Source organism: Pseudomonas sp. BN411 (assembly GCF_029871235.1).
In the GTDB taxonomy this organism is placed as follows: domain Bacteria; phylum Pseudomonadota; class Gammaproteobacteria; order Pseudomonadales; family Pseudomonadaceae; genus Metapseudomonas.
In genome coordinates this window covers 1-25,050 of record NZ_SSOM01000030.1, presented here as the reverse complement: position 1 = coordinate 25,050, position 25,050 = coordinate 1, and the positions used below count along the sequence as shown (strand labels likewise).

Below are 25,050 nucleotides of genomic sequence, written 5' to 3'. Positions count from 1 at the left end.
TGAATCGCCCCTAGTTTCGTAGACACCTCCAAGCCTCATAATGAGGCCCGTTAGGAGGTGCCATGAGCAACCAGCGTTACCCCGAAGAATTCAAAATCGAAGCGGTCAAGCAAGTGACCGAGCGCGGCCTCCCCGTAGCCGAGGTGGCAGCGCGGTTAGGCATGTCGGTGCACAGCCTGTATGCCTGGATCAAGCGCTACGGCAAGCCCCAGGCGCAGCGGCAGCAAGAAGATGATCAGCAGGCCGAACTGCGTCGTCTACGCGCCGAACTCAAGCGAGTGACCGAAGAGCGAGACATCCTAAAAAAGGCCGCCGCGTACTTTGCCAAGGAGTCCGGCTGAAGTACGCCTTCATCAGCAAGCTGTCGGTGGAGTACCCGGTACGGCGTCTCTGCCAGACCCTGAAAGTGCATCCCAGCGGTTACTACGCCTGGCTGGCCGAGCCGAAATCCGTACGCGCCAAGGAAGATCAGCGCCTGCTCGGGTTGATCAAACATGCCTGGCTGGAAAGCGGTGGGGTCTACGGCTATCGCAAGATTCACGACGACCTGCGTGAGCTGGGAGAGTCCTGTGGCCGGCACCGCGTGGCTCGCCTGATGCGGGGAGAAGGGCTGCGCTCGCAGACCGGCTATCGTCGGCGCCCCGGCTATTACGGCGGCCGGCCAACGGTAGCTTCGCCCAATCGCCTGGAGCGGCAGTTCAACGTCAGTGAACCGAACAAGGTCTGGGTCACCGACATCACCTACATCCGCACCTATGAGGGTTGGTTGTATTTGGCGGTGGTGCTGGATCTGTTTTCACGCCAGGTGATCGGCTGGTCGATGAAGCCACGGATGTGCAGCGACCTGGCCATCGATGCCCTGTTGATGGCGGTCTGGCGGCGCAAGCCCAAGCAGGAAGTGATGATCCACTCCGACCAGGGCAGCCAGTTCAGCAGCTCGGATTGGCAGAGTTTCCTCAAGGCCAACAACCTGATCAGCAGCATGAGCCGACGCGGCAACTGCCACGACAACGCGGTAGCGGAAAGCTTTTTTCAGTTGCTGAAACGGGAACGCATCCGACGGAAGACCTACGGCACCCGCGAAGAAGCTCGGAGTGATGTGTTCGATTACATCGAGATGTTTTATAACCCCAAACGCCGGCACAGCAGCGCTATGCAGCTATCGCCAGTGGAGTTTGAAAAGCGCTATTTCCAGAGCTTGGAGAGTGTCTAGGAAAGCCGGGGCGATTCACACCAATGAGGTCGTACAGACCAATCATCGCGATGCCTGGCGGCCCTCCTCTGCATAGGATCGTGTTGCACTACGAGTTAGCTCGGCAGCTCTAGCTCGGTACTGGACCCTGGGCTCCGGTTCAAATCCCTATCATTGATTTGAAGCCACCCCTACTCCACCGCCACAAGCTATCTGTGCAATCGGCAATTCATTTCGTTGCACCCTTGACGCTCGCAAAAAAATCCCTAAATTTGATCACTGAGAAAGCCAGACAGCATCGGGCCTCGGCCCGGTTTCGGCTTGATCCCCAAGGCGCTGAAGATTCGATCGTGAAACCGAGGTCGGATCCCCCCGCCCCCACCAATATCCAAGACTAAGCCCCCGAATTTTCTAGCGAGACTCAGGGGCTTTTTCGTTTCGGCCTTGAAGTGTCGAAGAAGTGAAGACCGCCAGCAAAGACCGCGCGGGCGCTCGGGGACGAGGCCTCAGGGCCGGGGCTGGGACGGATTCTGTTGCGCGATACATGCGGCACTATCAACTTCGGCGGGATGGGGCTCGCCCTTGCCCTCGGTTGCCAAGGAGCGGCGAAGGGCGCGGATCGACTCGCCCAAGTCGGCCCCCAGGCTCTTCAGCCGCTTGCCGCCGAACAACACCAGCACCACCAGCAACAGCACCAGCCAGTGCTTCCAATCGAAGATTCCCATGAGCATGCCTCCAGGTTGGAATCGGCCCCGCCGCGGGCGGTGGGGCCGACGGTATCAGCAGACCTCTTCGTAGGGCAGGCCGACGTAGTTCTCGGCGATGTTCACCAGGCCGGCATGGGAGTTCAGGAAGTACTCGCGATCGGCCTCCTGCATCTTGTGGTCCCAGGCATCCTTGTGGCCGTCGAAATCGTGCAGCAGGTTGGTCATGAACCAGCTGAAACGCTCGCCCTTCCACACTCGGCGCAGGGCCAGCTCGGAATACTTCTCCAGCAGGTCGGTACGGCCCTCGGCGTAGACCTTCACCAGAATGCGGTACAGGTAGCACACATCCGAGGCGGCCAGGTTCAGGCCCTTGGCGCCGGTAGGCGGCACGATGTGGGCGGCGTCGCCGACCAGGAACAGATGGCCATACTGCATCGGCTCCACCACGAAGCTGCGCAGCGGCGCGATGCTCTTCTCCAGGGACGGGCCAGTCACCAGGCGCTCAGCCACTTCCTCGGGCAGACGCGCCTTCAGCTCGTTCCAGAAGCGCTCATCGGGCCAATCTTCCACCTTGTCGGTCAGCGGCACTTGCAGGTAGTAGCGGCTGCGAGTCAGGGAACGCTGGCTGCACAGCGAGAAGCCGCGCTCGTGGTGGGCGTAGATCAGCTCTTCGTTCACCGGCGGGGTGTCGGACAGCAGGCCCAGCCAGCCGAACGGATAGACCCGCTCGTATTCGGTCAGCACACCGGCCGGGATGGTCTTGCGGGAAACACCATGGAAGCCGTCGCAACCGGCGATGTAGTCGCAGTCGATGCGCTGCAACTGGCCATCCTTCTCGAAGGTGACATAGGGGCGTTCACCCTTGAGTTCGTGCAGCGCGACATTGCTGGCCGAGTAGATGATCGGTGCGCCGCTGGCGGCGCGGGCGTCCATCAGGTCACGGGTAACCTCGGTTTGGCCGTACACCACCACACTCTTGCCACCGGTGAGTTCGGTCAGGTGGATGGGCACGCGCTTGCCATCGAACACCAGCTCAACGCCTTCATGCACCAAGCCTTCGGCGTCCATCCGATCGCTGACGCCGGCCTCGCGGAGCATGTCGACAGTGCCCTGCTCCAGCACCCCGGCACGGATGCGGCCGAGCACGTAATCAGGGGTCTGGCGCTCGACGATGATGTTGTCGATACCGGCCTTGTGCAGCAGTTGGCCGAGCAGTAATCCGGAGGGGCCGGCACCGATGATGGCAACCTGAGTTTTCATTGTTGTTGTCTCGCAAAAAGGGCTTCAGGCCAACGGAGCAGACAGGAGCCTGAAACACGTGGGTTTGTGCTCACCTGCATTTTTGCTGACAGAAATCGAAAAAGAAGGTCAGAATCTCGCTATAACTTGCACTTTTGAAAACACCGCCCGATTATCGACCAGTTCCTAACAGCGCCACAGCTCCCAGGTCAGCTCATGAAAACCAGCATTCCAGGCGTTCCCGTATTCAAGCTTTATGGTGAGAATCAGGCCTGGCCGACGCCCGACCTGCTGCACTGCGAATCCATTCCGAAACGCAGCAGCCTGCACCACTGGGAGATCAAGCCGCACCGCCACGCCGACCTGTTCCAGCTGCTCTACGTCCAGCGCGGCCAGGCGGTGGTGGAGGTGGAAGGCCGGCGCAGCGACATCCTCGAACCGTCGATCCAGGTCACCCCGCCGCTCTGCGTCCACGGCTTCCAGTTTTCCGAGAATATCGAGGGCCATGTGCTGACGCTGGGGGCGCCCCTGGTGGAGCTGCTGGAGGCGCAACTCGGCGCGCCTCTGGCGGTACTGGCCTCCTCGGGCTGCTACCCGGTGGGGGCCGACCGCACCTACATCAACACCCTGTTCGCCGCCCTGCTCAAGGAATACGAAGGCAGCGCGCCGTCCCGCGAGCTGGTGCTCAACTCCCTGGTCAACGTGCTCATGGTCTGGATCAGCCGGCGCAGCCAGCAGATCACGCCCCCCAGCGGGCGCGACGAACGCAATCGGCAGCTGCTGGGGCGCTTCATCAAGCTGGTGGAGCAGCACTACCGCGAACACCTGACGGTGGAGGACTTCGCCCACCGGCTGAGCCTGTCCAGTGTCCACCTGAACAACCTGTGTCGCCAGCTGGCCGGCCAGAGCGCGCTGCAGATCATCCACCAGCGCCTGTTGCTGGAGGCCCGGCGAAACCTCATTTACACCAACATGACCATTGCCCAGGTGTCCGACAGCCTGGGCTTCACCGACCCCACCTACTTCTCGCGCTTCTTCCGCCGCCTCAACGGCCAGTCGCCCAATGCCTTTCGCCGTGGCGGCAGCGACACCTAGAGCCGGCGTCGAGAATTCTCCAGGGCGCGGAATTTTCTTAACAGCCTGTCGCCGCGCCACGGGCCACCAGGCCAATCCATTGCGAAATAACGCAAACAGGACGCCATCTTCGGCAAAAAACAGAATTTAGTGACTGGCACGCTAATTGTTTAGGGCACTCTCCGAGCAAGACACCAGCCTTGCTCGCACCCAATAACAACAAGGCTGCCTTACATGAACAAGAAATCCTTCAGCACCCCTGTCATTGCCTGCACCACCAGCCTGCTGCTCGCCGGCACCAGCCAACTGGCGCAAGCCACCGAAGGCGGCCTGTCGTCCTGGCCGATGGGTATCGAGATCTACGGCATGGGTATCCTGCCGCCGCCCGGCACCTACGGTCAGGTGTTCGTGGGCAACTACCTGGCCGATTCCCTGCGCGACAACGCAGGCGACAAGGCCGCCGACATCGACCTGCGGGTCACCACCATCGTGCCGCGTTTCATCTGGGTCACCGAACAGCAGGTGCTCGGCGGCAACCTCGGGTTCCACGCCCTGCTGCCGCTCAACGACATCCGCCTGAACGTCAAAAACGGCCCACACGACCACAAGCGCGGCATCGGCGACGCCCACTTCGGCCCGGTTGTCGGCTTCCACCACAACGAAAAATTCCACACCGCCGTCGGCGTCGACTTCGTGGCTCCCACCGGCAGCTACGACAAGGACGACCTGATCAACCTCGGCAACAACTACTACACCGTGCAGGCGGTGTACGCGATGACCTACACCGACCCCAACGGCTTCAACGCCGATGTGCGCCTGATGCACGACTACAACTTCGAGAACCGCGACACCCACTACCAGTCCGGCCGCGAACTGCACGCCGACTACACCCTGGGCTGGGGCCTGGGCAACGGTTGGGTCGTGGGCGTGGGCGGCCACGCCTACAAGCAGATCAGCGACGACAAGTGCAGTGCCTCGAACTGCGCCTCGGCCGCACTGGTGGACGCCAATGACGGCAACCGTGGCCGCAGCTTCTCCATCGGCCCGGCCGTGCAGTACAGCGGCAATGGCTGGTTCATCAGTGCCAAGTGGCAGGACGAAAGCGGCGTGCGCAATCGCGCCGAGGGCCAGACCTACTGGGTGAAGTTCACCATGCCCCTCTGAGCCATCCGTGACCGATCAGGGGGGATCACTCCCCCTTGAGCCGGTAGCTGATCTGGGCACGGCTCATGCCCAGCATCTGTGCCGCTGCGGTGAGGTTGCCGCCGGTGCGCTCCAGCGCCAGGTGTACCAGGCGCTGCTCGATCTCCTTCAACGAAGTCCCGAGCACCCGCTCGCGGCCACTGAGGAAGGCCTGCAGGTCGGCCAGCTCCGGTTCGACCGACGCCTGATCCGCGACAGCCACCTCGGCCCGCGCCTGCGGCTCACCACCGATGGCGTCCAGACGGCCCTCAGCGGTCAGGCCGATGCCACTGGAGCGCAGCGGCTCACCCGCCTCCGCCAGGTGCACCAGGTCCATAAGCTCGCCATTTCCGGCGGCGATCACGCCACGCTCGATCAGGTTCTGCAGCTCACGGATATTGCCGGGGAAGCGGTAGGTAAGCAGGGCGTTGACCAGCCGTGTACTGAAACCCAGGGGCTTGAGCCCATGGCGAGCACTGAACTTGCGCAAGAAGTAGCTCATCAGCAGCGGGATGTCCTCGCGCCGCTCGCGCAGGGGCGGCAGGTGGATCGGGAACACATTCAGCCGATACAGCAGGTCCTCCCGGAAGCGCCCGGCCTCGACCTCGCGCCGCAGATCCAGATTCGTGGCGGCGATCACCCGCACGTCCACCGGGATCGCCGTGGTGCCGCCCACCCGCTCGATCTCGCCCTCCTGCAGCACCCGCAGGATCTTGCTTTGGGCGCTGAGGCTCAATGTGGCGATCTCGTCGAGGAACAGGGTGCCGCCCTTGGCCCGTTCGAAGCGCCCCGGACGGGAGCGGTCGGCACCGGTGAAGGCGCCGCGCTCCACACCGAACAGCTCCGCCTCCAGCAGGGTTTCCGGCAGCGCCGCGCAATTGAGCGCCACCAGCGGTGTGTGACGGCGTGGACTGGCCTGGTGCAGGGTGCGCGCGAAAAGCTCCTTGCCCACCCCGGATTCACCGGTCAGCAGCACCGTGGCCTGGGTCGGCGCCACGCGATACAGCTGCTGGCTGGCTGCGACGAAGGCGGCGGAGATGCCCACCATGGCCTGGTCCTCGGACGGTTCCTCCAGCTCGGCCATTTCCGTCTCGCCGGCCGAACCGTAGGTGCTGCGGCTGAGGAAATCGCTGGCATCCAGGTGGGCCAGGTCCGTATCGATGTCGTCCCACTGCTCCGCCGGCTTGCCGACGATGCGACAGGCCGAGTGCCCCATGCAGCGGCACTCCTGTTCGCGGAACACCACCAGACGTCCCAACAGGGACGAGGCGTACCCGCTGGCGTAGCCCACCTCCATCCAGCATGCCGGCTCGCTGCCCAGCCCGTAGCTGGCGATGTGCTCGTCGGCCTCCAGTGAGTTGTGCCAGAAGAACTCGGAATAGAAATGACCGACGCTGGAGTCGATGTCGAAGCGCACCACCTCCACGTTCACCATGCCCTCCAGCATGTGCAGGCGCGGGCCAGCGCTGTAGAGGCTGGCGTGGTCACCCTCGGGCCACTGCGCGCTGACCTGGGCGGCATCCCGCGCCCCGGCCTGCCAGCCGATGCGGGTCAGAAGACCACGCGCCTTGTCGAGGCCGAGAGCGTCCACCAGCTCACGGCGTATGGCGCCGAAGGCGGCCCCCTGCAGCAGCATCATGCGCTGTCCGCAGAGCCAGATATTGCCGTCCTGGGGTGCGAAGGCGACGGTCTCCGCCAGTTGCTCGGCCGAAGGCAGCCCGCTGCTGCCGAACTGGTTGGCATGGTCGACGATCAGGCGTTTCTGCTGGCTGAGCAACTGCTTGAGGAATTCATCCCCCATGGCACGGCCGGGATTGCTCGAGGATTTGCGAGTCATGGGTCTAGGGCGGGAGGCAGGAAAGACCCATTCAGTATGCCAACGAGGAATGGCCGGTCAATTGACCTTCCGGCGCCAACGCTTGCCGTTACTCGATAACCGCACAGTCTCCCGCGAACTGCTCTGGGAAAGTTTCAGCGCCCCGGAGACTTCTCTGCAGAAATTTCCGCACCCACCGTCTCGCAACCGCCTCCACGCACTCGACCACCTTCTGCCTAATCTTCATAACTTATTGTTTATAAAGGAAAAAACTGAAAACAAAAGAAATGGCACGGTAGTTGTTAAGGACCTGTTGCGTGCACCCAAGACAACAACAATGCAGGTAACGGCCCCATGAACTGCTTCCCATCGCCAAGCAAGCCCCCTCGCCCGCCCGCATCACGACTTCGTTGTTGATCCCCGATCGTACCGCCACAGGCCAGGCGCCCGCGCGTCACGCCTGAGGTGTCGCCACGCCCCCATACGACCATCGGATCGCCGCCACCGGCAGCCTTCCGCTCAAACAAGAGAGCCCCCATGGACACCACCCGCCCTGCCTACCAGAACCTCGAGCTGCAGCCCCTCGCCGGTCAATGGCGCGCCGGCAGTACCGGTCGCCAGCTGGAAGTCTTCAACCCCTACAACGACGAGCTCCTGCTGCGCATTGCTCTGGCCAGCCGCGAGGACCTCGACGCGGCCTATCGCAAAGCCCGCGAAAGCCAGGGCGCGTGGGCGGCCAAGGCGCCGGCCGAACGCGCCCGCGTCCTGCTGGAAGCGGTGAAGGTCTTCGATGAGCGCCGCGAGGAGATCATCGACTGGATCATCCGCGAGTCCGGCAGCACTCGCATCAAGGCGCAGATCGAATGGGGCGCCGCCCGCGCCATCACCCTGGAGTCGGCCAGCCTGCCGAACCGCGTGCACGGGCGCATCGTCGCCTCCAACATCCCCGGCAAAGAAAGCCGCGTGTATCGAGCCCCCCTGGGGGTGATCGGCGTCATCAGTCCGTGGAATTTCCCCCTGCACCTCACCGCCCGATCCCTGGCCCCGGCCCTGGCCCTGGGCAACGCCGTGGTGGTCAAGCCGGCCAGCGACACCCCGGTCACCGGCGGCCTGCTGCTGGCGCGCATCTTCGAGGAAGCCGGCCTGCCGGCTGGCGTGCTCAGCGTGGTGGTGGGCTCGGGCGCGGAAATCGGCGACGCCTTCGTCGAGCACCCGGTGCCGGCGTTCATTTCCTTCACCGGCTCGACCCAGGTCGGCCGCAACATCGGCCGCATCGCCAGCGGCGGCGAGCACCTCAAGCACGTCGCGCTGGAGCTGGGCGGCAACAGTCCCTTCGTGGTCCTGGCCGACGCCGACCTGGAACAGGCAGTCAACGCCGCCGTGGTGGGTAAGTTCCTGCACCAGGGTCAGATCTGCATGGCGGTCAACCGCATCATCGTCGAGCAATCCCTGCTGGATGCCTTCACCCAGCGCTTCGTCGAGCGGGTCAAGGCCCTGCCCTACGGCGACCCGAGCAAGCCCGAGACCGTGGTCGGCCCGGTGATCAACGCCAGGCAGCTGGCCGGCCTGAAAGAAAAGATCGCCACCGCCAAGGCCGAAGGCGCCGCCCTGCTGGTGGGCGGCGAGCCCCAGGGCAATGTCATGCCGCCCCATGTGTTCGGCAACGTCACCGCCGACATGGAGATCGCCCGCGAGGAAATCTTCGGCCCGCTGGTGGGCATCCAGTCCGCCCGCGATGCCGAACACGCCCTGGAGCTGGCCAACCGTAGCGAATACGGCCTGTCCAGCGCGGTGTTCACCGGCAGCCTGGAGCGCGGCGTGCAGTTCGCCCAGCGCATCCACGCTGGCATGACCCACGTGAACGACATCCCGGTCAACGACGAACCCAACGCCCCCTTCGGTGGCGAGAAGAACTCCGGTCTCGGCCGATTCAACGGTGACTGGGCCATCGAGGAGTTCACCACCGACCACTGGATCACCCTGCAACACAGCCCGCGGCCCTATCCGTTCTGATTCAGCCGCTCCATCAAACCGCACCCCACCAATAAAAAACGGAGTACGAAATGTCCTCACTCCTCAACAGCCAAGCTGTGAAACGGCCATTGCTGGCCAGCCTTGCACTGCCCTTCGCCCTGCTCGCCGGCCAGGCCTTCGCCGATGGCGACGGGGTCTGGAAAAGTGGCGAGAACGTCTACCAGAAGGTCTGCGGCCACTGCCACGAACACCAGGTGGGTCCGGTGATCACCGGCCGCCAGCTGCCGCCGCAGTACATTTCCGCCGTGGTGCGCAACGGATTCCGCGCCATGCCGGCCTTCCCGGCCTCGTTCATCGATGACAAGGCCCTGCAGCAGGTCGGCGAGTACATCTCCAAGTCGCCCGCTCCCGCGGCCAAGCCCTGAGGTGCCGGCGATGAACATCGAACGTCGTACCCTGCTCAAGGGCATGGCCCTGGGCGGTTTGACCGGCATCGCCATGAGCGGCTCCAGCCTGGCGATGACCAAAGCCATGCTGGGTGGCCAGGCCCAGCCAATGCCCACCCTGGTACTGGTGGATGACGGGGCGGCCGGCAAGGCCTTCCTCGCAGGGGTAGGCTCCAGCCCGGCGGCCGGTAATGCCGAAGTGCAGCGCGCAGACCTCGGCCTGGACTTCATCCTGGATCTTGAAAAGCGCCTGCGCAGTGGCCAGCCGCAACGCATCATCGGCCTGGTGGATGACGCCAGCGCGGCACTGATCCTCGACCTCGCCCGCAGCAACGGCGCACGCGTGCAGTGGCTCGGCCAGCACAGCGCAATCGCCGGCGCCACCCGCCACCACCTGCTCAGCGCCGACAGCGCCCACGGCTGCGCCCTGCACCTGGGCCAGCAGCTGCACGCCTGTGGCGGCGGTTTCAGCCTGAGTGAACAGCACCCCCTGGGCGGCCAGCCCCTGAAGCTGACCGGCGCCGCGCGCAGCGGCGGTTCCGCGCAATGGGCGGCCAGCCTCGGCTACAGCCTGGCCGGCCTGGGTGGCGCCGACAGCAGCGCGGCCCCGCGTATCGCCAGCCATCAGCCGGCGCTCGCCGGCCAATTCGTTTCGTTCTCGATCGTGGCTTGAAGGAGCTGACAAATGACCGAGCAAACCCAGAAAACCCTGCTTCCCCGTGGCGTGAATGACGCCAACTTCCAACAAGCCCTGGCCAAATTCCGCAAGCTGCTGGGCGAGGACAATGTCCTGGTCAAGGATGAACAACTGATCCCTTACAACAAGATCATGATGGCCGTGGACAATGCCGAACACGCGCCCTCCGCCGCCGTCACCGCCACCACCGTGGAACAGGTGCAGGGTGTCGTGAGGATCTGCAACGAACACGGCATTCCGGTGTGGACCATCTCCACCGGCCGCAACTTCGGTTACGGCTCGGCGGCCCCCGGCCAGCGCGGTCAGGTGATCCTCGACCTGAAGAAGATGAACAAGATCATCCACGTCGATCCCGAGTTGTGCACCGCCCTGGTGGAGCCGGGAGTGACCTACCAGCAGCTGTACGACTACATCCAGGAAAACAACCTCCCACTGATGCTGTCGTTTTCGGCGCCGTCCGCCATCGCCGGCCCGCTGGGCAACACCATGGATCGCGGTGTGGGCTACACCCCCTACGGCGAGCACTTCCTCATGCAGTGCGGCATGGAAGTGGTTCTGGCCAACGGCGACGTCTACCGCACCGGCATGGGCGGCGTGAAGGGCGACAACGCCTGGCAGGTATTCAAGTGGGGCTACGGCCCGACCCTGGACGGCATGTTCACCCAGGCCAACTACGGTATCTGCACCAAGATGGGCTTCTGGCTCATGCCCAAGCCGCCGGTGTTCAAGCCCTTCGAGATCAAGTTCGAGAACGAGTCCGATATCAGTGAGATCGTCGAGTTCATCCGCCCGCTGCGTATTGCCCAGGTCATCCCCAACTCCGTGGTGATCGCCGGCGTGCTCTGGGAAGCCTCAACCTGCAACACCCGCCGCTCGGACTACATCACCGAGCCGGGCGCCACCCCGGACGCCATCCTGAAGCAGATCCAGAAGGACAAGAACCTCGGCGCCTGGAACGTCTACGCCGCCCTCTACGGCACCCAGGAACAGGTGGACGTGAACTGGAAGATCGTCACCGGCGCCCTGGCCAAACTGGGCAAGGGCAAGATCGTCACCCAGGAAGAAGCCGGCGAAACCCAGCCCTTCAAGTACCGTTCCCAGCTGATGTCCGGCGTGCCCAACCTGCAGGAGTTCGGCCTGTACAACTGGCGCGGCGGTGGCGGCTCCATGTGGTTCGCCCCGGTCAGTCAGGCCCGTGGCAGCGAATGCGACAAGCAGCAGGCGCTGGCCAAGAAGATTCTCAACAAGCACGGCCTGGACTACGTCGGCGAATTCATCGTCGGCTGGCGCGACATGCACCACGTGATCGACGTGCTGTACGACCGCACCAACCCCGAGGAAACCCAGCGCGCCAATGCCTGCTTCCACGAACTGCTGGATGAGTTCGAGAAGCACGGCTACGCCGTCTACCGCGTCAATACCGCCTTCCAGGAGCGGGTGGCGCAGAGCTACGGCACCGTCAAGCGCAAGGTGGAACACGCCATCAAGCGCGCCCTGGATCCGAACAACATTCTCGCGCCCGGCAAGTCCGGCATTGACCTCGCCAACAGGTTCTAAAAGCAGCAAGGCCTCGCCGAGTCAGCCCGGCGAGGCCTTTTCACGTGCAGGAAACACCATGTTCCACGAACGACTCCTAGTCACCGGCCTGGCATTGGCCTCATCTCTGGCTTTCGCCCAAGGCGACGCCGCCAAGGGCCAGGCCCTGTTCGCCGCCCAATGCGGCTTCTGCCACAGCGTCGAAGCCGGCAAGAACCTCATGGGCCCAAGCCTCCACGGCGTGTATGGACGCACCAGCGCCCAGGCGCCGAGGTTCGGCTACTCCGCGCCACTCAAGGCTGCCGGCCTTGAGTGGAACGACGCCAACCTGGACAGTGGCTCACCAGCCCGGCCACCCTGCTGCCAGGCAACCTGATGATGTACCCGGGCCAACCCAACCCCCAGCAGCGCCAGGACCTGATCGCCTACCTCAAGAGCTTGAAGTAACGGCCCCGCCCTTGGACCTGGCGGCGCACGCCTCCTGGGCATTCCGGCGCCGCCGCAGCCAGTTGGTGGAGATCGCCGTCGGAAACGAGGAGCGCGTTCGCGAGACTGAAACGGCCGGCCGCAAGTTGCGCGAGCTTTCAGCCTCGCTTTCCGGATTGGCGACGCTCCAGGCGCGCTGAGGGCCGCCCGGTCTGGTTACTCATCTCAAGTCAGTGCCCAGCAGCGATTCCCCCAATCCACTGCGCCGTTCAACGCGGCGTTGTACTGCCTGTTCGAAGATGCCGGCACGGCTCTCGATCAGGCTGAACCAGTCCCGCGCGCGGGTGATGCCGGTGTAGACCAGCTCCTTGGTCAGTACCGGGTTGAGGGTATCCGGCAGGATTAGCGCGCAGTGGGCGAACTCCGAACCCTGGGATTTGTGCACGGTCATGGCGAACACGGTTTCCACCGCTCCCAGTCGACTCGGCAGGATATGGCGCAGTGCGCCGCTGCCATCGTTGCGGGGGAACACCACGCGCAGCACCTGCCTCGGCAGGGCGCCGGGAAACTCGGGTGGTTCCGGCAGGCGCAGGGCGATGCCGATGTCGCCGTTCATCAGTCCCAGGCTGTAGTCGTTGCGGGTCACCAGCACCGGGCGTCCCTCGTACCAGCCATGATCCTGTTCCAGCAGGCCACGACGCAGAAGCGCCTGGGCAATGCGTTCGTTCAGTCCCTCGACGCCCCACGGCCCCTTGCGAACCGCGCAGAGCAGCTGGAACTGGTCGAAGGCCTTCAGCACCTTGCCTGCCCAGGTATCCCATGCGGCCGACTCGGCACCCGGCTCGGGGCGTTCCTGCCGCATCACCTCCAGGTAATGGGCGTAGCCTTGCGGCTTGCGTTCACCGCTGGCCAGGCCATCCAGCAGCAGGCGCTCCAGGGCACGGTCCTGTTCGCCGGACAGACGCAGCACATGCAGGTCGCCGCTGCCCGCCGCCAGGGTGCTGCGGGCGGTCGGGGCATCCCCGACGTTGACCGCACGGGCCAGGCGGCCGATGCCGGAACCGCTGCCGAAGCGCCGCGAGTGACGCAGCATGACGATGTGTTGGGCCAGCGCCTGCTCGCCTGGCACCAGCGCTGGGTCCTCCACCCGCTCGCCGGTCTGGGCCTCCAGCCAGGCGCGTGTACTGGCGCTGTATCCACCCGCCTCCGCCTCCCGGCAGAGATCTCCCAGCACGGCGCCTGCCTCCACCGAGGCGAGCTGGTCCTTGTCGCCCAGCAGGATCAGCCGTGCATGGGCCGGCAATGCATCCAGCAGATTGGCCATCATTTCCAGGTCGATCATCGAGGCCTCGTCCACCACCAGCACATCCAGCGGCAGCGGGTTGCCGGCGTCATGACGGAAGTGGCGACTGTCCGGGCGACTACCCAGCAGGCGATGCAGCGTGGTGACGGTGCTGGGAATCTGCTCACGTACCGCGTCCGACACAGGCAGTGATGCCACCTGCCCGCCGATGGACTCGGTGAGGCGTGCCGCCGCCTTGCCGGTCGGGGCCGCCAGGCTCAGGCGCAGCGGTGCGCCCGCCGCCATCGCGGCCTCCTGCAGCAACGCCAGCAAACGCACGACCGTGGTCGTCTTGCCGGTGCCGGGGCCGCCGGTGATCAAGGTGAAACGGCCCTGGGCTGCCAGGGCGCAGGCGAGTTTCTGCCAGTCGGTGAGGCGCTCGCCATCCAGCACGAAGGGTTCGGGGAAGAGCGTGGCCAGGCGCACGGAAAGGTCGGCCGGCGCAGCGGACGTCGCCCGCAGACGCTCGCCGATGTTGCCCGCCACCCGGCGCTCGTAATCCCAGTAACGGCGCAGATAAAGACAGGTACCGCTCAGAACCAGGGGCGCGCCGTCGGCCTCCAGCAGCGAACTGCCGGCGTACGCCGCCAGCCAGTGTTCCGCGGTCAACCCGGCCAGCACCTGGGATGGCAGCTGCGTCGCCAGTTCCGCGTCCTCCCCCTCCGGCGGCAGGGACAGGGTGAAATCCGGATTGGTCAGGGTAGCGGCCAGGTCCAGGCAGACATGGCCCTGCCCCAGCTGATGGCTGGCCAGGGCAGCCCCGAGGATCAGCAGCGGCGACGCTGTCGGGTCCAGCTCGGCGAGGAACCGCGCCAGGGCACGGTCCAGCTCCCGCAGCCAGCCACGCTCGCTCCAGGCTTCCAGCAGGGCGAAGAGTTCGTCACGGTCACTCAGCGCCGGCGACAATGTGGGACTCATGCAACGGCCTCCTCAGGCTCGCCCAGGAACAGGGCATCCAGCTGTTCGATCAGTTCGCGCGACGGACGCGCCAGGTACACACCCGGACCGGGCGCACGAAGGAACAGGTAGAGCGCGCCGCCCAGATGACGGTCGTAGTCGTAGTCCGGCAGGCGCAGGCGCAACTGCCGATGCAGGGCCAATACATAGAGGACGTACTGCAGGTCGTAGCGATGGCTGGCCATGGTCGCGGCCATCGCTTCGCGGGTGTAGGCGGCGTCATCGGTGCCCAGCCAGTTCGACTTGTAGTCGGCCACGTAGTAGCGGCCTTCATGCTCGAACACCAGGTCGATGAAGCCCTTGAACATGCCATTCAGGGTGTCGGCCCGCAGCGGCTGGCGAGCGACACCCGGCAGCTCATGGTGCTGCACCAGCGCGTCGAGGCGCAGCACGTCGACGCGACTGGCCTCGAACCAGAACTCCAGCTCCGGCTGGTATTGCGTCATCTCCGCCAGGCGTACCGCGCGGCCATCGCCCAGGTTCAGCGGTTGTACCAGCAGCGCTTGCAGCCATTGGTGCAGCGGGTCGATCCACATTTCCAGGCCACGACGACGGCAGCGTCGCGCCACGGCGTCACGCAGTGCCTCCGGGTCGGCGGCGAGCTGGGCGAAGCCTTCTTCGGCGGCCATTTCCAGCAGGCCGTGGAGGAAAGTGCCGGGATTGGGACCACGAGGAAAACGGTGCAGCCCCTGGGCGGATACCGGCAGCGGAGCCTGCGCCAGCTCGGGATTTTCGTCATCGCTGGAGTTCTGCATGGCCGCGCTGTCCGGCGCCGCGTCGTCGTGCCGGCTCGGCGTCGACAGCCTGTCCTCGTCCAGGCGCAGGGCACTGTAGGAGGCGATCCACCAATGCTCGGCAGCACGCCGCTCCGGGGTGCGCCAATGGGGCTCGAACTGCCCCTCCTCCAGGGCTTCATATCGCTGTTCGGTCGCTTCGGGGGCCGGCAGCACGGCACTGCGCGGCGCCGCTGCGAACGGTTCCAACCAGGCGGCAAGCGCCGCACTCTGGGCCAGAGCCTGGCCGCCACCCAGCAGGTAGCCGAAGGCCGACTCGTGCAGGCGCGACTTCTTCGCGTTGCCGATCTTCAGGTCCGCCACGCCCAGCCAGCAGGCGTGACGGGCGCGGGTCAGCGCCACGTAGAGCAGGCGCAGGTCCTCGCCCAGGCGTTCGCGCTCGGCCTTCTCCAGGGTGTCTTCATCGGCCTTGAGCACCAGCCGGCGGCGCTCGCCGTCGTGCACCTGCAACGGCTTCTTGTCGTCCACGGGACGGAAGGCGCAGATGAACGGCAGGAACACCAGCGGGTACTCCAGACCCTTGGATTTATGGATGGTCACTACCCGCACCAGGGCCTCGTCGCTTTCCAGGCGCAGCACCTGCTCCTCGGCGGCCTGGCCGTCGCCGGCCAGCAACTCGGCCAGATGGCGGATCAGCGCCAGCTCGCCATCCAGTTCGGCAGCGGCTTGCTGCAGCAGCTCGGCCAGGTGCAGCAGGTTGGTCAGCACCCGCTCGCCATCGTCACGCCCCATCAGTCGCTGGGGAAGTTCGAAGTCCTGCAGCAGTTGGCGCAGCATCGGCAGCACGCCCTGACGCTGCCAGCGCTGGCGGTAATCGCGGAACTGCATGACGCGGCGTTCCCAGATGCGCTCGTCGAGGTTGAGCTGCTCCAGTTCGGCCAGATCGAGCCCAAGGGTGGCGCTGGCCAGGGCCGCACGCAGGGGTCGATCCTGGTCCGGCTCGGCGCAAGCACGCAGCCACAGCAGCAGGTCGCGCGCCTCCTGGGCAGCGAACACCGAATCCTTGTCCGACAGGTAGACGCTGCGCACCCCTCGCGCGGCCAGCTCACCACGGATGGCCTGGGCCTCGTTGAAATCACGCACCAGCACGGCGATGTCGCTGGGCTGCAGCGGTTTCAGTGCACCGTCCTTGCTGAAGCCGGCGCGCTGTCGCTGGCCGAGGTCCAGCAGGCGGACGATCTCGCTGGCCGCGCCTGCAGCCAGGGCGGCGAGGTAGTTGCCTTTGGCCACCGGTTCCTCAGTGGCCAGCTGCCAAAGGTTGAGGGCTGGCTGGGCCTCGCCTTCTACAGTCCAGGTTTCCTTGCGGCCCTGGGCCTCCACCGGGATGAACGGCAGGTCGTCGCGGAACAGGAAGGCCCCTGCCCCGCCCTCGCGGTTCTCGGCGCGGCGGAAGACGTCGTTCACCGCATCCACCATGTTCTGGCTGGAGCGGAAATTCTTCTCCAGGTTGTAGTGCCGCCCGGCGGTGGCGCGACGCGCCCGCAGGTAGGTGTGGATATCCGCGCCGCGGAAGGAATAGATGGCCTGTTTGGGGTCACCGATCATGAACAGGCCGCAGTCGTCGCGATTGGCCTCCACCTGGTAGAGGGTGTCGAAGATGCGGTACTGCAGCGGGTCGGTATCCTGGAATTCGTCGATCAGCGCCACCGGGAACTGGTGGCGGATCACCTCGGCCAGATGCGGCCCGTTCTCGCTCTGCAGGGCAGCGTCGAGACGCGTGAGCATGTCGTCGAAGCCCATCTCCGCACGCTGGCGTTTCTCCCGATCGAAGCGCTGGCGAACCCAGGCGGCGGCGTGGTGCAGTGCAGCTTCGTCCGCGGCGGGCAAGTCGTCGAGCTGAGCCTTGAGGCTGGCCATTGCCTCCAGCGCCGGGTGCGCAGGAGGTGTGCCCTTCCAGGCTTCGGCAAGGCCATCGGGGGTCAGACGGGTGAAGCCGGTGCCGAGGTCCGGTCGCGCCTCGTCGCCATCCGCCCACTCCCGCAGCTTGTCCAGCCAGGGGTTGTAGTAGCGCGCCTGAATCTTGCGGGCGTCCACCGCCTTGTCGGCCACCGCCTTGTCCAGCAGGCCTTGCAGCTCATCGGCCCATGCTCGCCAGGGCGCCTTGAGCGCCGCCAGCTCCCGCTCGCGATCCATCAGGGCCCGTTCCAGCAACTCGCCCAGGGGCTGTGCGCTGGCCGCGCCGTCTTCGCCCAGCAGCGGTCGCAAACGGGCACCGAGGTTGGCCGGAGTGCCCCAGCTGCGGGCGGCCCATTCCAGTGCGACGCCCTGCAGCGGGTAGCAATGCTGCCGCCAGTAGTCGCGCACCACTTCGGCCAGCAGCTCGCTGTGGTCGGTTTCCAGGGTCTGGCTGAACAGGCTGCCGCTGTCGAAGGCGTGCTCCCGCAACATGCGCTGGCACCAGCCGTGGATGGTGGATACGGCCGCCTCATCCATCCATTGCGCGGCCAGCTCCAGGCGACGGGCGCAGTCGGGCCAGCGGGATTCCGGGAAATCGCCACGCAGCTCGTCCAGCAGGGGGTCGGATTCGCCATCGCCACGGAACACCGCCGCCGCCTGCACCAGCCGCGCACGGATACGGTCCCGCAACTCGCGGGTGGCGGCATCGGTGAAGGTCACCACCAGGATCTGCGGCGGCAGCAAGGGCTCGCGAAACGCTGCGTCGTCGCCATGACAGAGGATTAGGCGCAGGTAGAGCGCGGAAATGGTGAAGGTCTTGCCGGTGCCGGCACTGGCCTCGATCAGGCGGCTGCCATGCAGCGGGAACCGCAAGGCAAGGGGGCGTTGGGGCTGACTCATGCCTGCTCCTCCTTGAGGGCAATGGGGTGGCTCTCCAGCAGCGGCTGGTAGAGCCGTTCGCTCCAGGCAGGGAATTGGCCATCGGCGATCAGGGCGGCGTAATCGGGGAACTGCCGGGCGAGGCTGGCGCTGCTGGCTACCTCGCCGGTGATGTTGTAGCCGCCCTCATACACGCCACAGGCCTTGTCGTCGTTGCCGTCTTTCAGCCAGGCCAGGGAAGTTTTCAGTGCCACCGGCAGCGGCGCCTGCATGCCGGCGGTCCAGGCCTCCAGCCAGGTGGTGAGCAGCTTTCCGGCATGTTCGGCCGCCAACGGCTCGAAGGCCAGGCTCTGGTCCTCGCCCACCAGCAACGTGGTGATGGGAGCACCGCACGCTGCCGCCACCACATGCAGTACGTAGGGACGCAACAGGCGATGCCACTTCCAGGTCTTTTCCTTGGCCAGGGCGCTGGGCAGCAGTTCCAGCCGTGCCAAGCGGCCGTCGGCCTGCTGCCGCAGACCACCGAGCCAACCGTCGAGTTGCACCGCGCCCGCGCTGAAGCTCAGTCGCTGCGGCGACTCCACCCGCTCCGGCCACTGCAGGCATAGCCCTTCATAGCGCTGCAGTTGCCCCGGCAGCGGCTCCAGCAGGCTGCTGCGGTACTGCTCGCCGAAACCGGCCAGGGGCAGCACACCGCTGCGCTGCAACCGGTCAGCCGCTTCCACCAGCGCCTGCTGGGTGTCGCCGTTGCCCGCCAGCACGGCAGATTTCAGCAAGTTGTCCTGCAACTGGTAGCGCTCCAGGCCATCGAGGGCGAAGGGTTCGCTGTCCAGTTCGGCTTGCTCGTCTTCATCCAGGTGCACTTTCAGTCGACGGGTGAAGAAGCACTTCACCGGGTCGCGCAGAAAGCCCTGCAACAATTCCGGGGTGATCTGCAGACCATCCTCCCAGGCCGACAGGCTGCCCGCAGCCTCACCCGGCGCGGCCTGACCGTGCAGCCGGGCCCACTCGTGGACATAGCTGAACAGCTCCGGCTCGGCGCCGAAGTAACGGCGGCTGAAGGGTTGCAGCGGGTGTTCGGTAGTCAGCGCGTGGAGCAGGTCGCCGCCACCGGCGAGACTCCAGGCGGTGCCGAGGTGGTCGCGCAGTTGGCCGATCAGCACCGACGGCGGCCGCTCGCTGTTGTCGCGGATGCTGCGGCCCACCCAGCTGATATAGAGGCGGTCACGCGCCGCCAGCAGTGCTTCCAGCAACAGGTAGCGGTCATCCTCGCGGCGAGAGCGGTCGCCGGGGCGGTAGTCGCCAGCCATGAGGTCGAAGTCCAGTGGCGTCTGGCTGCGCGGGTAGTCGCCGTCGTTCATGCCCAGGAGGCAGACGTGACGGAAGGGAATGGCGCGCATCGGCATCAGGGTGCAGAAGTTCACCGCGCCGGCGAGGAAGCGCTGGCTGAGGCGGCCCTGGTCGAGGTCACCGAGCCAGGCCTCGCGTACCACTGGCAGCGGCAGCGGCTCCTGCAGGCCAGCCGCTTCGCAGAGCACCAGCCAGCCATCGAGGGCGTCGAGCAACTGAGTACGCAGGACTTCCTCGCGATCGCCCTTGGGCAGGAAGAAGGTTTCCAGCAGGCCGCGCAGGCGCTCGCCCCAGACCGCCGGAGCGGCCGGCTCGCGAAGCTGCGCCAGTTGGCGGTCGAGGGCTTCCAGCAGGCGGGTCAGCGGGCCGATCAGGGCCGCGTCGAGGCCGCCGATCTCGTCATAGGGTTCAATACCCGCGTACGCCCCGGCGCCGCCCACGGCATAACCCAGCAGCATGCGGCGCAGGCCGAAGCGCCAGGTGTTCTGTTCCAGCCCCTCGCCCAGGCCAAGGGATTCGCGCTGCCGGGCATCCAGACCCCAGCGAATGCCGGCACCCTCCAACCAGCGGCGCAGGGTGGGCAGTTCGTCTTCCGAGATGCCGAAGCGCGCGCGCAGGGCGGCCACGTCCAGCAGGTCGAGTACCTCGCTGACACTGAAACGGCTGTCCGGCAGCTGCAGCAGATGCTCCAGGGCGATCACCTGCGGGTCTTTGCCGCGCAGGCCCTGGTCAGCCAGGGTAAAGGGGATGAAGCGGGGATCATCGCCGCTGAACTGGCCGAACACCGCCTGGATGTGAGGCGCATAGGTGTTCACGTCCGGCACCATGACGATCACATCGCGCGGACGCAGCGTCGGGTCTTCGCTGAAGCAGGCCAGCAGCTGGTCGTGCAGCACCTCCACCTCGCGCTGGGCGCTATGGGCGATGTGGAAGCGCAGGGTACGGTCCCGCGAAGGCTCCACGGGAGGCCAGGTGTCGCGGGTCTCCTTCAGGGGACGAAGGTCGAGGATGTCGTTCTGCAACTGGCCCAGCAGGCTGTCTTGCGGCGCCGGGCTGAACAGGTCGATGCGCTCGAATTCCTCGCGGTAGCGCTGGGGTTGGTCGTACTGATCCAGCAGGTTGATGTAGTCGCGGCCCTGCTTGCCCCAGGCGGCCAGCAACGGCTGGGCGTGCTGGTGCATTTCCTCCTGGTCGAACAGGCCGATCTGCCCGGCGCCGCCGCCCTTGCGCTGCTGGCGGCGGTACTCGTGGCGCAGCAGGTCCTTGTCTTCGACGATGTCGCCCCAGTGGTGCTGGCAGGGGTTGTGCACATAGAGCATCACCTGGCTGAAACGGGCCATGGCGGCCAGTGCCTCCAGCACCTGGGCGGGCAACGAGGAGATGCCGAACACGGTGATGCGGCGCGGCAGGCCGCGCGGCGGCGCATCCAGCTCCCGCAGGCGAGCGACGAAGCGCAGGTGCACACCGGCGCGGCTTTCCGCCAGATGCTCCTCGCCCACATCGGCCAGCAGCGCGCGCCACAAAGCCGGCTGCCAGCACGAGGTGTCGTCCAGCTCGCGCTCGCCGCCACGAGAGGTACGCAGGATGTCGCGGCCTTCAGCCCAATCCGCCAGCCAGTCGGCGCGGTAGACCTGATACTGATCGAACAGGTCGGCCAGGCGCTCGGCCAGTTGGTGGCGCTTGCGCAGGTCGCTGTCATCGGCGAGGAAGCGGCGCAGCGGCGCGAATGCATCATCGGCCAGCAGGTCCGGCAACAGGCGCATCAGGCGCCAGGTCAGCGGCGCCTTGTCCAGCGGCGACTGTTCGGGAATGGCGTCGCGCCCGAGCACACTGCGATAGGCCTGCCAGAGGAAGCGCGCCGGCAGGTCCACATCCAGCGCCGCGGCGATGCCACAACCGTCCCGCTCGGCCAGCGCCAGCTTAAGCCACTGGGCGATGCCGTTGCTCTGCACCAGCAGCACTTCGTTCTCCAGCGGCCGCAGCGGGTAGCGCTTCATCCACTCCACCGACAGGGCGCGCAGCTCCTCCAGATGGTTGCCATGGATAACGATAAGGCCGGGTTCAAGCTCCTGCATGGGTAGGATTCCTGCGTGTGTACCGTAGGGACAATACTGACTGGTAGCTGCGACATCCTGTGTCGTAACCACCCTTCACGAGAAAAGAAAAACTGTGACGCTGTCAATCTGGATACGCGACTACGTGACAACCTCAGCCTGTACTGCATCCAGTGACGACCCGGCAGTTGGCGTATTGAGAAACATCACGACCTCAAGCGCGCGTAGAGCAGAAATCGGATACCCCATCTTCCGATTGACGGAAGCATGGAACTCAGGGAACCGCGCATCCTGCCGGAGCCGCTGGAGCAGCGCCAGGTACTTCCCATACTCAGCAGCATTGTTGATGCGGTAATGATGCGGTTCCTGCCGATGGATGAAGCGATAGATTCTCGAGTCCCAGATCGCAAAGGCTTCAGGATTCACAAAGTGAAGCAGCGTGGACGCACCAACCATAGAACGATTTACCAACTGGGCAAGCTGCCCGATCTCATCCTCAACACCCCGCGTGTACCAGGCGATGGCTTTCCCGTGATCGACAGGAACGCCTGTTCGGGGTGATCGATCCCCTGGCCTTAAAGCCCCGTCCCCCAAAGGCAAACCTATACATACAAATCGGAATGCCAATTGCCGCTAGCCGATCTACCGTTACCCATTGGTAGTCCCAGACAAGTGGCAAGGCGAGTTATGGCTTGGCAACAATGCCCCGTATGTCATGGCAGCCGCACCATTCAGAAGGACGGCCGCACCGTCGAGTGCCGCTACTGTCGAGGTCTGGGGCGGGTGTACGACGCCCCACCGAAGCCGTTTTCCGGTGGGCTGTTGTTCATGACGCTCCTGCAGGTAACGGCGTCTCTCGGGGCTGGCTATCTTGCGGCGACCTACACCAGGCACTGGGAACAGACTCACAGCCTGATTCTCGGTGTCATGGTGGCGGTTGCGGTTTACTGGGTGCTGACGCTGAAGGTGTTCCGCGAGCTGATCCTGCTGGGGTTGGCGCTGGCAATCCTGTATCAGCTGTACCAGGCGTGGCTCCTGCACAACTGACCCACCTCTGACCGGGCACGTCCTGGCCGCGATCGCCCGTTTTCTCACCACCGCAACAGTTGCCCCCTCTTCTCCTCCCGAATAGTCCGAAACTCCTAGGCCGCCTGGGAGTATCGGTCGATGCGCCCGCACCCGGCGCGTCCTCATAGTGATGGTCAGTAGTGAACAAGGGTCAACGGTCAGGCCTTGATGACCAGATCTGCCGCGGAGAAAACCATGACTATTACGACGACGGGCAGCCTTACCATTCTTGATGAGACGGCGGGTCTGCAGAACTCCACCGCTACGCAAAGCGTTCTTGAAGACGCGAACGACACCGAAATTCTGTTGACGGCCCTGCCCTCGCTCTTCTCCAACCGTTTGACAGCACTCCTGGCCGGCACCGCAACGAGTGCCGCCTTGAGTGGCTATACCGGTGCCGCAGGCAACACGGGCAGCAATGCGTTCACCATCAGCGCGGCGCCCGGCGCAAGCATTACCGATGTCAGCTTCGTCGACGAATTTGGTGCAGCGCTCGTTGGACTGGACAGCGGGCTGGATACGCTCGATGGCACCAGCATCTTTCTCTATACCGATACGAGCAATAACAACATCCTGCTGGGCCGCGCCGGTGGCGCAACCGGCGCGATCGTGTTCGCTGCCTATATCGAAGAAACCGGATCCCCAGTCTCGGGTGGCAAGATCTGGACCGTTGAGTACCAACCGCTCAAGCACCCGAACACCAACGATCCCGACGATGCCCTCAATCTGGCGGACAAGGTTTTCATTGGAACCAGTGAGGACCTGGTGTTCAGCCTGGCCAATGCCCCCTCCGGTCAAAACCTGTTCCTGATGTTCACGACGGCGACCCCCACCGTTGTCGGTGGCAGGATCACAGACCCCACCATCATCGCCACCGGCAAGAACCCCGCCGACCAGTCAGCGGGCGCCAACATAACGACTGGCGACACGATCAATACCAGCCAGGCGGGTGGCCCGACCACCTTCGGCACCAACAATCAGATGATCACGGAACAGGAGGGCATCCGCTTTAGTTTCGTCACCGGCGCCAGGCAGAACGTAACCATTCCCAACCTGGATCAGAACGAAGCCGATCTGGAATCCAACATCGACTTTACCGCCGTCTTCAATGCGCGCGCGGCCAGCTTCGACGTCGTGCAATTGCAAAGCGGCAAGACTGCTCAGGTAAAAATCAGCGCATTCACCACGGCAGCCGAACCTGGTGTGAATTTCATCAACGGTTATGCCGGCGATACGTCGGTTGCAATCACCAATGTCCGGGTCATCAACATCAGCACCGGGCAGGTGATCGAGAACTCGAACGGCTCGGTGAATGATGCGGGCATTGTCATCACCTTTACGGCTGCCGGGGTTGCAACCATCACCGGCGTCAAGGCCGGCTACAAGATCGAATACACCACATCGGCGGATCACAACCGCGTGCTCGTCGAGAACGGCGCGGCCCTCAGCGCCAAGGGCACTAACCACGCCGATTTCGATATCGGCGGCTTCAAGCTGACCCACGTCTCTACTGCGACCGCCGAAATCGGCTCCAAGCTGGTCTTCGAGGACGACGGGCCGTCAGCGAACGGCACAGCCGTGGCCGGCACCGTCGACGAGGACGGCCTGGCCGGCGGCATCGCCGGAGGCACCGGCGACGTGGCCGGCGCGGCGACCGTGGCCAGCGGTAGCGTCACCGGCATTTTCCAGTCCGGTGCCGATGCGCCGTTGAGCTATTCCCTGTCCAGCGACACCAGCGGCTTGCCGACGCTGACTTCGGGCGGCGTGGCGGTGACCTACAGCGTCGTCGGCAACACGCTCACTGCCTCGGCCGGCGCAGTCGATGTGTTCACCTTCAGCCTGACCGCAGCAGGCGCCTACAGCTTCACGCTGCTCAAGCCGCTGGATCATGCCGCCGGCAACGATGAAAACGACATCACCCTCAATCTCGGTTCGCTGCTGCGGGCCACCGATGCCGACGGCGACAAGGTGACCGCTGCTGCCGAGAAACTGGTCATTACCGTCGACGACGATACGCCGACGGCGGCCGGAACCGCCGCGAGCGGCACTGTCGACGAGGATGGCCTGACCGGCGGCATCGCCGGTGGCATCGGCGACGTGGCCGGCGCGGCAACCACCGCCAGCGGCAGCGTCACCGGCATCTTCCAGTCCGGCGCCGATGCGCCGCTGAGCTATGCCCTGGCGAGCGACACCAGCGGCTTGCCGCAAACGCTGACCTCGGGCGGCGTGGCGGTGACCTACAGCGTCGTCGGCAATACGCTCACCGCCTCGGCCGGCGCGGTGGACGTGTTCACCTTCAGCCTGACTGCGGCAGGCGCCTACAGCTTCACGCTGCTCAAGCCGCTGGATCACGCGGCGGGCAATGACGAGAACGACATCACCCTCAACCTGGGCTCCCTGCTGCAAGCCACCGACAAGGAC

General features: G+C 65.1%; 16 protein-coding genes and 1 pseudogene. 11 read left to right on the top strand and 6 right to left on the bottom strand.

The window, feature by feature from the left end; all coding sequences use genetic code 11:
* Positions 1 to 62 precede the first annotated feature (62 nt).
* Positions 63 to 1,213 (top strand): IS3 family transposase gene (locus E8F06_RS03445; RefSeq protein WP_280363247.1). Its coding sequence is split into 2 segments (ribosomal slippage): positions 63 to 306 and positions 306 to 1,213, totalling 1,152 coding nucleotides; the frame shifts between segments, so codons are not numbered across the junction.
* Positions 1,214 to 1,698: 485 nt separating this feature from the next.
* On the opposite strand, the gene E8F06_RS03440 is transcribed toward E8F06_RS03445, so the two are convergent.
* The gene (locus E8F06_RS03440; RefSeq protein ID WP_280364208.1) at positions 1,699 to 1,917 is read right to left on the bottom strand and encodes a twin-arginine translocase TatA/TatE family subunit; all 219 of its coding nucleotides are present in this window, start codon (positions 1,915 to 1,917) and stop codon (positions 1,699 to 1,701) included.
* Between the two features lie 54 nt (positions 1,918 to 1,971).
* On the bottom strand, positions 1,972 to 3,159 hold the full coding sequence (gene pobA / locus E8F06_RS03435; RefSeq protein ID WP_280364206.1) for a 4-hydroxybenzoate 3-monooxygenase: 1,188 nt from the start codon (positions 3,157 to 3,159) through the stop codon (positions 1,972 to 1,974).
* Between the two features lie 195 nt (positions 3,160 to 3,354).
* On the opposite strand from pobA, the gene E8F06_RS03430 reads away from it, so the two are divergent.
* Positions 3,355 to 4,233, top strand: coding sequence for a helix-turn-helix domain-containing protein (locus E8F06_RS03430; RefSeq protein ID WP_280364205.1), 879 nt, complete (start codon positions 3,355 to 3,357; stop codon positions 4,231 to 4,233).
* A 213-nt stretch (positions 4,234 to 4,446) separates the two neighbouring features.
* The gene (locus tag E8F06_RS03425; protein ID WP_280364203.1) at positions 4,447 to 5,376 is read left to right on the top strand and encodes a transporter; all 930 of its coding nucleotides are present in this window, start codon (positions 4,447 to 4,449) and stop codon (positions 5,374 to 5,376) included.
* 25 nt (positions 5,377 to 5,401) lie between these two features.
* Here the strand turns inward: E8F06_RS03425 and E8F06_RS03420 are convergent, their stop codons facing one another.
* Positions 5,402 to 7,231: a sigma-54-dependent Fis family transcriptional regulator gene (locus E8F06_RS03420; RefSeq protein ID WP_280364201.1), complete on the bottom strand. Its 1,830-nt coding sequence runs from the start codon at positions 7,229 to 7,231 to the stop codon at positions 5,402 to 5,404.
* Positions 7,232 to 7,747: 516 nt separating this feature from the next.
* Between E8F06_RS03420 and pchA the strand changes: the two genes are divergently transcribed.
* Genes pchA through E8F06_RS03395 form a run of 5 tightly spaced genes read left to right on the top strand, consistent with a single transcriptional unit; the run spans position 7,748 to position 12,239 of the window.
* The gene (gene pchA, locus E8F06_RS03415) at positions 7,748 to 9,223 is read left to right on the top strand and encodes a 4-hydroxybenzaldehyde dehydrogenase (RefSeq protein WP_280364198.1); all 1,476 of its coding nucleotides are present in this window, start codon (positions 7,748 to 7,750) and stop codon (positions 9,221 to 9,223) included.
* A gap of 50 nt (positions 9,224 to 9,273) precedes the next feature.
* A complete protein-coding gene (locus tag E8F06_RS03410) occupies positions 9,274 to 9,609 on the top strand; it encodes a cytochrome c (protein WP_190831786.1) in 336 nt (111 codons plus the stop codon).
* Between the two features lie 10 nt (positions 9,610 to 9,619).
* Positions 9,620 to 10,303, top strand: a complete 684-nt coding sequence (locus tag E8F06_RS03405) for a hypothetical protein (RefSeq protein WP_280364196.1) — start codon at positions 9,620 to 9,622, stop codon at positions 10,301 to 10,303.
* Between the two features lie 12 nt (positions 10,304 to 10,315).
* A complete protein-coding gene (locus tag E8F06_RS03400; protein WP_190831784.1) occupies positions 10,316 to 11,884 on the top strand; it encodes an FAD-binding oxidoreductase in 1,569 nt (522 codons plus the stop codon).
* A 58-nt stretch (positions 11,885 to 11,942) separates the two neighbouring features.
* Positions 11,943 to 12,239 carry a c-type cytochrome gene (locus E8F06_RS03395; RefSeq protein ID WP_280364194.1) on the top strand — a complete coding sequence of 99 codons (297 nt, stop codon included), beginning with the start codon at positions 11,943 to 11,945 and terminating at the stop codon, positions 12,237 to 12,239.
* Between the two features lie 270 nt (positions 12,240 to 12,509).
* Here E8F06_RS03395 and recD read toward each other — a convergent pair whose 3' ends face one another.
* From recD to recC, 3 genes are read right to left on the bottom strand one after another with little or no spacing between them, the layout of a single operon-like run.
* Positions 12,510 to 14,549 (bottom strand): exodeoxyribonuclease V subunit alpha, encoded by a 2,040-nt coding sequence (recD, locus tag E8F06_RS03390; protein WP_280364193.1) that lies wholly within the window; start codon positions 14,547 to 14,549, stop codon positions 12,510 to 12,512.
* The gene (gene recB / locus E8F06_RS03385; protein ID WP_280364191.1) at positions 14,546 to 18,178 is read right to left on the bottom strand and encodes an exodeoxyribonuclease V subunit beta; all 3,633 of its coding nucleotides are present in this window, start codon (positions 18,176 to 18,178) and stop codon (positions 14,546 to 14,548) included. Before recB ends, recD begins: the two co-directional genes overlap by 4 nt.
* Positions 18,175 to 21,582, bottom strand: coding sequence for an exodeoxyribonuclease V subunit gamma (gene recC / locus E8F06_RS03380; protein WP_280364190.1), 3,408 nt, complete (start codon positions 21,580 to 21,582; stop codon positions 18,175 to 18,177). The genes recB and recC overlap by 4 nt, the downstream gene beginning before the upstream one ends.
* 246 nt (positions 21,583 to 21,828) lie before the next feature.
* Here recC and E8F06_RS03375 point away from each other — a divergent pair, with 246 nt between their 5' ends.
* From E8F06_RS03375 to E8F06_RS03365, 3 genes and pseudogenes are all read left to right on the top strand, one after another.
* Positions 21,829 to 22,122, top strand: coding sequence for a hypothetical protein (locus tag E8F06_RS03375; RefSeq protein WP_280364188.1), 294 nt, complete (start codon positions 21,829 to 21,831; stop codon positions 22,120 to 22,122).
* Between the two features lie 126 nt (positions 22,123 to 22,248).
* On the top strand, positions 22,249 to 22,608 hold the full coding sequence (locus tag E8F06_RS03370; RefSeq protein ID WP_280364186.1) for a hypothetical protein: 360 nt from the start codon (positions 22,249 to 22,251) through the stop codon (positions 22,606 to 22,608).
* A gap of 216 nt (positions 22,609 to 22,824) precedes the next feature.
* A pseudogene (locus E8F06_RS03365) lies at positions 22,825 to 25,050 on the top strand (hypothetical protein); the annotation flags it as partial.